The sequence below is a fragment of the Serratia sp. HNCC26DJ244 genome, from assembly GCF_057180565.1.
Genome location: NZ_JBXUGO010000010.1, coordinates 88,675 through 100,867 on the forward strand (window position 1 = coordinate 88,675; position 12,193 = coordinate 100,867).

General features: G+C 49.9%; 8 protein-coding genes and 1 pseudogene. 3 read left to right on the plus strand and 6 right to left on the minus strand.

Annotation, left to right across the window (positions count from 1 at the left end):
• Positions 1-110 precede the first annotated feature (110 nt).
• The 4 genes from glgC to asd all read right to left on the minus strand — a co-directional run bounded on the left by glgC (position 111) and on the right by asd (position 7,114).
• The gene (gene glgC / locus AC2A06_RS10355) at positions 111-1,388 is read right to left on the minus strand and encodes a glucose-1-phosphate adenylyltransferase (protein ID WP_484380205.1); all 1,278 of its coding nucleotides are present in this window, start codon (positions 1,386-1,388) and stop codon (positions 111-113) included.
• A gap of 12 nt (positions 1,389-1,400) precedes the next feature.
• Complete coding sequence (gene glgX / locus AC2A06_RS10360; protein WP_484380206.1) at positions 1,401-3,404, minus strand: glycogen debranching protein GlgX; 2,004 nt, start codon at positions 3,402-3,404, stop codon at positions 1,401-1,403.
• Positions 3,404-5,587 (minus strand): 1,4-alpha-glucan branching protein GlgB, encoded by a 2,184-nt coding sequence (glgB, locus tag AC2A06_RS10365; protein ID WP_023489088.1) that lies wholly within the window; start codon positions 5,585-5,587, stop codon positions 3,404-3,406. The genes glgX and glgB overlap by 1 nt, the downstream gene beginning before the upstream one ends.
• A gap of 423 nt (positions 5,588-6,010) precedes the next feature.
• Complete coding sequence (asd, locus tag AC2A06_RS10370; protein WP_484380207.1) at positions 6,011-7,114, minus strand: aspartate-semialdehyde dehydrogenase; 1,104 nt, start codon at positions 7,112-7,114, stop codon at positions 6,011-6,013.
• Positions 7,115-7,499: 385 nt separating this feature from the next.
• On the opposite strand from asd, the gene gntR reads away from it, so the two are divergent.
• Entirely contained in the window at positions 7,500-8,495 is a 996-nt protein-coding gene (gene gntR / locus AC2A06_RS10375) for a gluconate operon transcriptional repressor GntR (protein ID WP_473196544.1), read from the plus strand.
• A 44-nt stretch (positions 8,496-8,539) separates the two neighbouring features.
• Here gntR and AC2A06_RS10380 read toward each other — a convergent pair whose 3' ends face one another.
• Positions 8,540-9,235: a pirin family protein gene (locus tag AC2A06_RS10380; RefSeq protein WP_484380208.1), complete on the minus strand. Its 696-nt coding sequence runs from the start codon at positions 9,233-9,235 to the stop codon at positions 8,540-8,542.
• Positions 9,236-9,471: 236 nt separating this feature from the next.
• On the opposite strand from AC2A06_RS10380, the pseudogene AC2A06_RS10385 reads away from it, so the two are divergent.
• Both AC2A06_RS10385 and AC2A06_RS10390 read left to right on the plus strand, forming a co-directional pair.
• Positions 9,472-9,909, plus strand: a pseudogene (locus AC2A06_RS10385) (type II toxin-antitoxin system HicB family antitoxin).
• A 245-nt stretch (positions 9,910-10,154) separates the two neighbouring features.
• The gene (locus AC2A06_RS10390; RefSeq protein WP_484380209.1) at positions 10,155-11,354 is read left to right on the plus strand and encodes a M20 metallopeptidase family protein; all 1,200 of its coding nucleotides are present in this window, start codon (positions 10,155-10,157) and stop codon (positions 11,352-11,354) included.
• 138 nt (positions 11,355-11,492) lie between these two features.
• Here AC2A06_RS10390 and AC2A06_RS10395 read toward each other — a convergent pair whose 3' ends face one another.
• The gene (locus AC2A06_RS10395; RefSeq protein ID WP_484380210.1) at positions 11,493-11,795 is read right to left on the minus strand and encodes a hypothetical protein; all 303 of its coding nucleotides are present in this window, start codon (positions 11,793-11,795) and stop codon (positions 11,493-11,495) included.
• Between the last annotated feature and the right edge of the window lie 398 nt (positions 11,796-12,193).

Here is a 12,193-nt window from a genome sequence, read left to right on the forward strand (position 1 = left end):
TCTCACTCCTGAAAGCGGCAAAACTCCTTTGCACCGATAGCTGCCGCCTCTATCCATGCCCACTATTCGACAACATCAGTTCGATAAAATCAGTTCGATAAAATCAGTCGTTACAGCTTTGACAACATTTCGCGCGTGACCAGCACAATGCCCTCTGCCGAACGATAAAAACGCTGGCTATCTTCCTCTGCGTTTTCACCAATCACCATTCCTTCCGGAATATGGCAGGCGCGATCAATAATGCAGCGACGCAAGCGACACGAACGACCAACATTCACATCCGGCAATAGCACTGAGGAGTCGATAGTACAGAAGGAATTGACCCTCACCCGCGAGAAAAGCACCGATTGCACCACCACCGAACCCGAAACAATACAACCGCCAGCCACCAGCGAGTTCATGGTCATTCCGTGACTCCCGGAGCGGTCCTGAACAAATTTCGCCGGCGGTAGCGGCTCCATATAGGTGCGGATCGGCCAGGAGCGGTCATACATATCCAATTCCGGTGTCACCGAAGCCAGATCCAGGTTGGCTCGCCAGTAGGCTTCCAGCGTACCGACATCACGCCAGTAAGGTGGCAGTTCGTCATTGGAGGTGACGCAGGAAAGGGTAAATGGGTGAGCCCAAGCTGCGCCCTGCGCAGTAATTTTAGGGATCAGATCCTTGCCGAAATCATGGCTGGAATCTGGCAGCAACATATCCTCTTCCAACAGTTGGTATAAATAGTCGGCGTTGAAAATGTAGATCCCCATACTGGCCAACGACATCTCAGGGTTGTCGGGCATCGCGGGCGGATTCGCCGGTTTTTCCAGAAAATCCAAAATCCGGTCATGACTATCTACCTTCATGATACCAAATTCACTGGCTTCTTTACGTGGCACCGGAATACAGGCCACGGTACATTGCGCCCCTTTCTGCACATGGTCGAACAACATGCGCGAATAATCCATTTTATAAATATGGTCACCGGCCAAAATCACCACATATTCCGCCTGATAGCGGCGGATAATATCCAGATTCTGGCAAACTGCATCCGCCGTTCCCCGATACCAATGCTCAGTACTCAGACGTTGTTGGGCGGGTAATAGGTCAACAAACTCATTCATCTCCTCATTGAGGAACGACCAGCCACGCTGAATATGCTGTACCAGCGTATGCGAATGATATTGGGTAATAACCCCCATGCGGCGAATCCCTGAATTCAGGCAGTTCGACATGGCAAAATCGATAATGCGGAATTTACCGCCAAAATGCACTGCGGGCTTAGCGCGCTTAGCGGTTAAATCTTTTAAACGTGAACCCCGTCCCCCGGCCAGAATCAGGGCAACCGCTTTATTAGGTAGTTGCCGTGCTAACAACAAAGAATCTTTATTTTCAAACGTGACCACAACTGACTCCTTTTAATTTTTCCTTGCCAGCACACAAAGAGAATGCGCAACCTGGCACCAAGAGGGTAAATCAACCAATGAATATTCCTGCGTGAAAGGGGGAACTGGCTGCCAATCCCCCTCAGGGAGTGTCATCTCCACAGCTTGCGCTGTCGCGTTAATCAGCAGCAACCAATGTTGTGAAAGGAGGATCTGTATATGCTGCCCGTCCAGGTCTTCCCACTCTTGCACCGTCAGTGGTTGGCCTTGTGCGTTTAACCACTGTACGTTACCGTCCCCCTCCTGCCACCAGGTTCCCCCCTGTAAAGCGGGGATCTGCTGGCGCAAGCGGATCAAGGCTGCGGTGTATTCAGTAAGAGAATCATCTGCTTTGGCCCAATCGAGCCAAGTGATAGCGTTATCCTGACAATACGCATTGTTATTCCCCTGCTGACTATGACCATGCTCATCGCCCGCCAACAGCATCGGTGTTCCCTGGGCCAGCAACAACGTGGCAAGCAGCACGCGTTGGCTATTTCTACGGCGCTGTAAAACAGCTTGGTCGGCAATCAGTCCTTCGACACCATTGCCTTCAACCCCATGATTATTACTAAAGTTATAGTCATGACCATCACGGTTGTTCTCACCATTAAGTTGATTATGCTTGTGGTTAAAACTCACCGCATCGCGCAGCGTAAAACCATCATGAGCCGCCAGCAGATTGATGCAGGCATAAGGCGCGCGCCCACGCAGATCAAATATGTCGCTGGAAGCGGCAAAACGTTGGGCAAACTGCCCCAGTGGCCGATCGTTTTTCAACCAGAAGCTGCGAATATCATCACGAAAATGGTCATTCCACTCGGCAAACCGACCAGGAAACGCCCCAAGCTGATACCCTTCCGGCCCGATATCCCAAGGTTCAGCAATCAACTTACAACGACCCAGCGTATCGTCTGCCAGCATCGCCTGAAACAGTGGTGCATCCCGCTCAAACTCAGGGATACGCCCCAACACCGTACCGAGATCAAAGCGAAAACCATCCACATGACATTCACGCACCCAAAAACGCAGGCAATCCATCACCCAGGCCACACCGGCAGGCTGATCCAAACGCAACGTATTGCCGCAACCCGTGACGTTCTCGAAATCGCCATCGGCGGTGAGCCAGTAATAACTCAGGTTATCAATGCCGCGAAACGACAAGGTGGGCCCATAAGCATCCAGTTCTGCACTATGGTTAAACACCACATCCAGAATCACTTCTATCCCGGCTGTGTGCAGTGCTTTTACCGCATCGCGAAATTCACGCAGCGGCGTCATCTTGCTGTTCAAACTGCAATAACGATTGTTTGGTGCGTAAGGCGCCAGCACGTTATATCCCCAGTAGTTGGTCAGCTCCATGCGTTGTAGACGGGGTTCCGTGGTGTGCTGCTGTATCGGCAACAGTTCAAGCGCGGTGATCCCCAATCGCTTGAAGTAGTTGATCATTACCGGGTGACCCAAGGCGGCAAAACTGCCGCGCAACTCTTCTGGGATCTGCGGATGCAATAACGTCAACCCTCTGACATGGGCTTCATAAAGCACCGTCTTGCTCCAAGGCGTGACGGGTAGACGATCATCTTGCCAGTCATAACTTTCGTCGATCACGATGCACTTTGGCATCAACGCAGCACTATCGTGTGGGTCGGGCAGATCATGACCGCCATGCAGATAGGGGTGATCAGCGACAGGTCCTTCTACTGATCGGGCGGCGGGGTCAAGCAACAGCTTGTTGGCATTAAACCGCAACCCTTGTTGCGGTTTAAATGGCCCATGAACCCGGTAGCCATAACGTAGCCCCGGCCTCCCCCCTGGCAGATACCCATGCCAAATATCCCCGCTGCGCGCGGGCAGTGGTATCCGCGTCTCACGATGCTGCTCATCGAACAGACAAAGCTCAACCCCTGTGGCATGGGCGGAAAACAAGGTAAAATTGATGCCATTACCGTCATAATAAGCCCCTAAGGGCGCAGCAAGACCCGGCATCAGATCCATCATTAAGACTCCCGCCTCAGGTAAACAGTCGCCAATGGCGGCACCATCACCATGATCGAGTGCTCACGACCATGGCTGTTGACCGGTTCTGAGACCACTCTCCCCTGATTACCGGTATTGCTACCGTGATAATGATAAGAGTCGGTATTCAGGATCTCCTGATATTCCCCTGGACGGGAAATACCGATGCGATAGTGATGACGAGGGACCGGTGTAAAATTACTGATGGCGATCAGCTCGTTCCCCTGCGAGTCATAGCGCGCAAAGGCAAATACCGAATTTTCATGATCATCCACCACCAGCCATTCAAAACCCGCTGGCTGATAATCTTGTTGATACAATGGCGGATTGTGCTGATAGCAATGGTTTAGGTCACGCACCAACCGTTGAACACCATGGTGCCAACTGTCGTCCCCTTCCAGCAGATGCCAATCCAGGCTGCTATCAAAATTCCATTCACGCCCCTGAGCAAATTCACTCCCCATAAACAGCAGTTTCTTGCCGGGGTGTGCCCACATAAAACCGTAATAGGCCCGCAAGTTAGCAAACTTCTGCCAGGCATCCCCCGGCATCCGATCGAGGATCGAACCCTTACCATGCACCACTTCATCATGGGAGATCGGCAACACAAAGTTTTCGGTATAAGCGTAAAGCATGCCGAAAGTCATCATGTTGTGATGGTATTTACGATGTACCGGGTCAAGCTTCATATAGCTCAACGTATCGTGCATCCAGCCCAGATCCCATTTGTAATGGAACCCCAGACCGTTAGCCTCCGGTGGTAGTGTGACACCGGGATAATCCGTTGACTCTTCCGCCAAGGTCACCGCCCCTGGGCGCTCTTTACCCAACGTCTGGTTGGTGTAACGCAGGAAAGAGATCGCTTCCAGATTCTCTTTACCGCCAAAGTAGTTCGGCACCCACTCACCGTCTGCACGGCTGTAGTCACGATAAATCATCGATGCCACCGCATCGACGCGCAAAGCATCAATGCCAAAGCGTTCCAGCCAATAAAATGCATTACCAGACAGATAGTTACGCACTTCATGACGACCATAGTTGTAAATCAGGGTGTTCCAGTCCTGATGAAACCCTTCGCGCGGGTCGGCATATTCGTACAGTGCAGTACCGTCAAAATTCGCCAAGCCGTGGGTATCAGAAGGGAAATGCCCAGGAACCCAATCAAGGATCACATTAATCCCCGCCTCATGGGCCGCCGCCACAAAAGCTTTAAACTCCGATGGCGTACCGAAACGCCGGGTGGGCGCGTATAAACCAAGAGGCTGATAGCCCCAACTCCCATCGAATGGGTGTTCGTTGATCGGCAACAGCTCAATATGGGTGAACCCCATCGCTTTAACATAAGGGATTAACTGCTCAGCCAATTCTTGATAGCTGAGCCAGAAATTATTATCGGAGTGACGACGCCAGGAGCCGAGATGAACTTCATAAATAGAGATAGGGCGGTCAAAATTGTTGGCTCTGCCCCGCTCAGGGCTATTTTCCACCACCGAAGGCAACGGCGAAATCAAAGAAGCGGTGTCTGGCCGCATCTGCGCCTCAAAAGCATAAGGGTCGGATTTCAGCTGAACATTACCGTAACAGTCAATAAGCTCATATTTATACAGTTGCCCAACCCTGACATCGGGTAAAAAAAGCTCCCAAATGCCATTTTCCCTGCGTAAGCGCATCGGGTGTCGGCGGCCATCCCAGAAGTTAAACTCCCCGACTACCGAAACTCGCTGTGCATTCGGCGCCCAGACCGCGAAACTGACACCTTCAACCTCATCCAACTGGTCTGGATGTGCCCCCAAACGTTCATAAGGCCGCAAATGGGTTCCTTCAGCCAACAGCCAACTGTCAATATCCTGCAACAAGGTGCCAAAACGATAGGGATCTTCGACAATTTGCTGATGATCATGCCAACTGACTTCAAACTGATAACGGAAAGGGTTTTTACGGCGCGGCACGATAGCACTGAAAAAACCGCGTTCATCTTCACAATTAAGTTGAACTAAACGTTTACCTGTTTTGCTCTCTATCAGCCACACGGCGCTAGCATCAGGAAACAGGGCACAAACTTGCAACCCATTCGCAGTAACATGCATACCAAGTAGTGAAAAAGGGTCGGCATAGTGACCAGAAATGATCTGATTAATCAGGTCACGTTCGGGAAGTACAGACATGTTATTCTTCCTTTATTTAACAGCATGACTTTTTGGGAGCTACGTTTAAAAAGCAGCCAATACGTCTATCATGCAATTCATTTGCTACTTAAAGCGTGATTTCGGTCGGTTATTGATAAATCCATTCACGGCCAAATCATAGTTTCGCTTTTTATGCTTATTTTTCGGACAAAACTTCAACATTATTTTAGAAGTCATCTGCCAACCCGTTAAGCATAGACAATATCCGCCAAAAATATTGCCGCCAGATGAAGGAATTTTTTTGTGTGGGAAATTCACGCTGTGAGCCGCGCTTGGGAAGCGACCAGCCCAACGTCATACGCGCTATCACGAATGGGAAAGTGGGAAAAAAGAGTTTAGAGGGTTGAAAGAACACAACCCTCGTAAAATTGATTATTATCTACCCAGTGGTACTCAATACCGTTATAGCAAAATGCGCAGCATACGGCGCAACGGCTCCGCCGCCCCCCACAACAGCTGGTCACCAACGGTAAACGCCGAAAGGTACTCCGGCCCCATGTTCAGTTTGCGCAGTCGGCCAACCGGTGTATTCAGTGTGCCCGTCACCGCTGCAGGTGTCAGTTCACGCATCGTCAGTTCGCGATCATTCGGGACCACCCGAACCCAGTCGTTATGGTTCGCCAGCAATTGCTCAATTTCAGCCAGCGGGACATCTTTCTTCAGTTTCAGCGTAAATGCCTGGCTATGGCAACGCAGTGCACCAACGCGCACACACAGACCATCAACCGGGATAATGCTAGAGGTATTGAGGATTTTGTTGGTTTCCGCCTGACCTTTCCACTCTTCACGGCTCTGACCATTCTCCAGTTGCTTATCAATCCACGGGATCAAGCTGCCCGCCAAAGGCACACCAAAATTATCGGTCGGTAATTTGCCGGAGCGAGTTGCCTCCGTCACCTTGCGTTCAATATCCAGGATTGCTGAGGCTGGGTTCTGCAGCTCTTTTGCCACATCTGCGTGTAACATCCCCATCTGAGTCAATAGTTCACGCATATGCCGCGCCCCACCACCCGATGCCGCCTGATAAGTCGCCACCGAGACCCAATCCACCAGATTATTGGCAAACAGGCCGCCCAACGACATCAGCATCAGGCTGACCGTACAGTTTCCCCCCACAAAGGTTTTGATACCTTGATTCAACCCTTGTTGAATCACCTCATGGTTAACGGGGTCAAGAATGATAATGGCATCATCTTTCATCCGCAGTGAAGAAGCCGCATCGACCCAGTAGCCTTGCCAGCCGATTGCACGCAGTTCCGGGTAGACTTGATTGGTATAATCCCCCCCCTGGCAAGTAATAATAATGTCGAGTGCACTTAATGCCTCCACATCATAGGCATCTTGCAGCGTACCCTGTTGACCACCGAATGCCGGAGCGGCATCACCATGCTGTGAAGTGGAGAAAAATACCGGGCGAATAGCATCAAAATCGTGCTCTTGCATCATGCGCTGCATAAGTACGGAACCCACCATGCCGCGCCAACCAACGAAACCAACGTTTTTCATATTTACAGTCCTGCCTTGGAGGATGACTATGCTCAACCCCTGTCAGGGAAAAGCAAAAAATAGAATGATACCCAGCGTTATCCAAACAGCAGGAAGCATGCCAGCCCGTACTTTGCACTGCATGCGCTGGCCGCGAACAACTCTGTGAATAAAATTTACTGTCATTCACCTTACAAAATGTTGGCGCAGGCGCAAAGTGAATTTATTCGATAAACCCGCGCTTCCAAGTAATGCTGCTAATGATCATCCCCAGCTTAACCCTGTCCAAGAGTCATGACTCCCAAAAAGGAGACCAGCTTTTATGCCGTCTGCGACATCCACGTACCGATAGACCATTTTTTTTGCTAAACTGATACCCCACTTACGTTTAGCCAGTCCATTGATAATGAAGAAAAAACGGCCAGTGCTTCAAGATGTTGCAGATCAGGTTGGTGTGACCAAAATGACGGTGAGCCGTTATTTGCGTCATCCCGATCAGGTTTCTGCCGCTTTGCAGCAAAAAATTGCCCGCGCATTGGACCAACTTGGCTATATTCCCAACCGAGCGCCAGATATTCTTTCCAACGCCACCAGCCGTGCGATTGGTGTATTGCTCCCCTCATTAACCAACCAGGTATTTGCTGAAGTGTTACGTGGCATCGAGAGCGTGACTGATGCACATAACTACCAGACCATGCTGGCACACTACGGCTATTTACCTGAGCGGGAAGAAGAGCGCCTGACCTCGTTGTTTTCTTATAATATTGATGGCCTGATTCTATCTGAACGCCACCATACCGCCCGGACCCTAAAGATGATCGAGGTCGCAGGCGTCCCAGTGGTGGAATTGATGGACTGCGTCTCACCTTGCATCGATCTGGCAGTAGGGTTCAATAACTTTGAAGCGGCACGCCAGATGACGCAGCAAATCATCGTCCGCGGTCATCGTCATGTGGTGTACTTCGGCGCACGTCAAGATGAACGGACTATCATCAAGCAACAAGGCTACGAGCAAGCGATGCGTGAATCTGGCCTTGAAGCCTACAGCATCATGAGTGATCGTTCCTCTTCTTACTCTGCTGGGGGTGAGATGCTACGGGAAGCACAGCGGGACTATCCGCAAATCGACAGTATTTTTTGTACCAATGATGACCTGGCTATCGGTGCCGCATTTGAATGCCAACGTCAGGGGTTGTCAATTCCACAAGATATGGCGATTGCCGGTTTCCATGGGCATGACATCGGTCAGGTGATGATGCCCAAACTGGCCAGTGTACTGACGCCCCGTGAGCAAATGGGAAAAATTGCCGCGGAGCGCCTGTTAGCCCGGTTGCGAGGAGAGAGCGTTTCCCCCCGCATGGTGGATGTGGGTTTCACGGTGGCTCCTGGTGGTAGCATCTAAGCTCAACGCCAGGCTATTACTTCAATGCGCTCACGCACCGACCACTAAACGGGTGGCAAATCAAACAACAGGATCTCACTGTCTTCAGCGGCATCAATCGACAATGTTGTTTCGTCCCATATTGCAAACGCATCGCTGGTAGCGGCTTGCTGGCCGTTAATCGATACATTGCCATACACTACCTGGACCCAAACACGTCGTTCAGCCGGCATTGAATAGGCTGACTGCTGATCTTTTTTCAGCCGCCAGCGCGACAATGTCATATCCTGGAAGACTTTCAGTGAACCCTCGCGCGCATCCGGCGACAGAATTAATTGTCGCCCCTGAGGTTCATCGAACAGGCGCTGTTCATAACGTGGCTGCAACCCCATCTGATTAGGAATAATCCAGATCTGGTAGAGATGCAACGGGTTGTCAGGGCTGGCATTGTACTCCGAGTGGCGGATACCGGTACCCGCGCTCATCACCTGAAACTCGCCAGCATGAATCTGCTCTTTGTTACCCATACTATCCTGATGTTCTACCGTACCGCTCAGTACGTAAGTCAGGATCTCCATATCATTATGGGGGTGAGTGCCAAACCCCTGGCCTGCGTCGATCACATCCTCATTGATCACTCGTAACGCTGAAAACCCCATAAAATTTGGGTCATAATAGTTAGCAAATGAAAAGGTGTGCCAACTGTCCAGCCAACCATGATTAGCATGACCGCGATCTGCGCCTTTACGTAAATAAATCATATTCAATTCTCCGCAACATTTTCTATAGAATAGCGCTGGAATTGAAATATAAAAGTGCAAAAAGCGCACAGATACATTCAAAAAATTAGATATAGTTTTGATGGGAAATATTAACCGTTTGTTAACCAACAATGAAGTGGCGAGAGCTATCTCAAAGTTTGTAGAGAATAAGGATTGTTGACAATAAAGTTAGTCGAATGGCGGGGATCTGATCCCCGCCAACTTTGGAGGTTGATATGTTATTTTCAGTAGGTGTAGAAACACCAAAAGATGAAAAAACCGCATACGGTATGATTGCTCCGGCATTTTCTGCTTATGATTATGGATGTTTCTCGGCTGCTGATTCTCAGGAAGATATCGCAGTCATGGCAAGAGAAGCTATCTTGCTGACGGTAGAGGATATGATATTAAGCGGAAAACATTCAGTTAGCGATATTAAGGATGGGGGGTTTATGCTCTATTCTGCTAATCCTGAGTATCTTGATTACGATACATGGTTTGTTATAGATGTTGATTTATCCTCTTTTGAAGGAAAATAACAGCGTATTAATATTGCACTTCCTGACGTACTCATTAAGCGCATTGATTACTATATTCGCGATAATCAAGCTACTTACCGTGATCGGAGTCACTTCTTAGCGGAAGCAGCAAGGCATGAGCTCAATGTGAAATAGCTGAACAAAAAAAAGCCAGCACTTGGGCTGGCTAAGTAAACACGGGAAGCAATGTGAGCAATGCCTTGCATTCAGGAAGACAGTATCAGACAGTGATATTGTCTCTGAACACCAAAGATAGTAATGATTATCATTTGTATTTGCAAGCGATTTTATTGGCTATGGCGTAAAAATTTGTCCTGTTGAACGACCCCGGTTTTAGAGAAAAAGAAACCCCGTTCGGGGAGATTAATCAGGTATAGACCATGATGACACTTGACTGGAAAGCAACAGAAAAAAGGGTAATTGGTTGGCGCCGTGACTTGCATCGTCACCCAGAACTCTCTCACCAGGAACACTGGACAACCGGTTATCTGATCGAACAACTGGCCACTTTCGATGGCATAGATATTACGACACCGGCCCCCACAGGCGTCGTCGCTTATCTGCGTGGCAAACACCCTGGGCCAACCATTGCCTTGCGGGCTGATATCGATGCCTTACCCGTAGTAGAACAAAACCACCGTGATTTTGACTCACAACAACCTGGTGTCATGCACGCCTGCGGCCACGATGGGCACAGCGCCATGCTACTGGGTGCCGCAGCGCTGCTTTCGCAACTGAGAGACCAACTTGCTGGTGAGGTGATCTTTATCTTCCAACGTGGGGAGGAGATGTCACCGGGGGGTGCCAAAGAGCTGGTAGATTCTGGCTGTTTGGACCAAGCTCAGATGTTCTTTGCCCTGCATCTGCAGCCAAATCTACCCAGTGGCCAGATCGAGATTAAACCGGGCATTGCCACTGCCAACCGCGATACTTTTCATATTGAAATTACAGGCAGAGGGGGACATAGCTCGATGCCACAGCTCTCTATCGACCCGATTGTCGCCTCAGCTGCGGTAGTGGGTGCTTTGCAGAGCATCGTCGCGCGTGAAATAGACCCGCGTGACGCCGCCGTCGTTTCTCTGTGTAGCCTGTTATGTGGTGATGGCTCTACGGCTCGCCTACCCGATAGCGCCAGCCTGTGTGGAACGACCCGCAGTTTCACGCCGCAGGTCCGCGAGCATCTGCGCACTGCAATGACCCGTATTTGTCATTCCACCGCACAGGCTTATCGCTGTAAGTGCGATATCCGCTTCGATGAGTGGGATTACAGCGCCATCAATAACGATCCGCAACTTTGCGAGTTGGCAGGTCGTGCAGCTCGCCTGGCATTGGGGGCAGAGGCATTTCACCTAGCCGCCTTACCCATGTCAGTAGGAGAGGATTTTTCAGAATATCAGCAGATTGCCCCAGTCTGTTTTGCCTGGCTCGGTGTCGGCGAAGCGGGAGCTAATAATGCGGCACTACATAATGCCTGCTTCTCACCTGACGAACGGGCGCTAATTGCCGGGGTACGTTACTATCTACAATTGGCACAGCAAACCGGTAATCTGACCGCAGCCGCTGTTGATGAAATACCATGACCATGCCGTCGTCACTCACGCTACCGAGAAATGACAACACAACGATTGCTGTTTACGCAAGACGATGGCTTTGGTTGCTACTCGAATAATTGATATTCTTGACTTTTAATTGCGCCATCAAGATCTATCGCTAGCGGCCTAAGACTCAACCAAAGCACTCAAATAACTCAACGCATTTTGGCTATAACTCTCCCCCGACTCCAGTTTCTTAATCAACCCCTTCTCCTCCAGCTTCATACCTACACGATGTAACTCCTGATGCTGCGGCAGTACATCAGCGAAGGCATTAATCAAGATGATCAGTGGCATGATTTTTTCTGCGCAGGTACCCACTGCTCCTGGCTGGTCGCCCCTAGCAGGACAAGGAAGATGGTCTGCATTATGGTGCTGACATCCCTCTAACAAATTAATTGCCTGTTGAATTTCATGACCCCATGGCATCACAGCACTCCTCGTCTAAACGTAATTGAACATAATCAATAATAGACCCTGTTCAATAGTAAATCGTTTCTGAGATCATTTTTTGATTTAAGTCACATTGCACCAATATCAGCATATGCAAATAGACCGCAATGATGAGAAGCCCGCAGCATGATCAGCCATGTGACCGTGAGGAAGCAACAAACCTGCCGGGGTACCCATTCAGCAAGATCGTCTTGTCGTTGCTGCCAGTATCGATGTTGAAGTCTGATTCGCTAACATATTAAAAATTAGCGATACCATACATCGGAAAAATGACGTTGGAATGTAGAACACCCCAGATAGAGCATTTTAAAATACATAAATTTTATCTGCTGCTTACGTCGCTTTGGTCCCTAGTCGCCTTGGGGTGTCATCCA

Bases quoted from the DNA above. Each gene is read 5' to 3' on its own strand.
- AC2A06_RS10395 (WP_484380210.1), bottom strand. From the start codon at position 11,795: ATGCCATGGGGTCATGAAATTCAACAGGCAATTAATTTGTTAGAGGGA.
- asd (WP_484380207.1), bottom strand. From the start codon at position 7,114: ATGAAAAACGTTGGTTTCGTTGGTTGGCGCGGCATGGTGGGTTCCGTA.
- glgB (WP_023489088.1), bottom strand. From the start codon at position 5,587: ATGTCTGTACTTCCCGAACGTGACCTGATTAATCAGATCATTTCTGGT.
- AC2A06_RS10390 (WP_484380209.1), top strand. From the start codon at position 10,155: ATGATGACACTTGACTGGAAAGCAACAGAAAAAAGGGTAATTGGTTGG.
- AC2A06_RS10380 (WP_484380208.1), bottom strand. From the start codon at position 9,235: ATGATTTATTTACGTAAAGGCGCAGATCGCGGTCATGCTAATCATGGT.
- glgX (WP_484380206.1), bottom strand. From the start codon at position 3,404: ATGATGGATCTGATGCCGGGTCTTGCTGCGCCCTTAGGGGCTTATTAT.
- gntR (WP_473196544.1), top strand. From the start codon at position 7,500: ATGAAGAAAAAACGGCCAGTGCTTCAAGATGTTGCAGATCAGGTTGGT.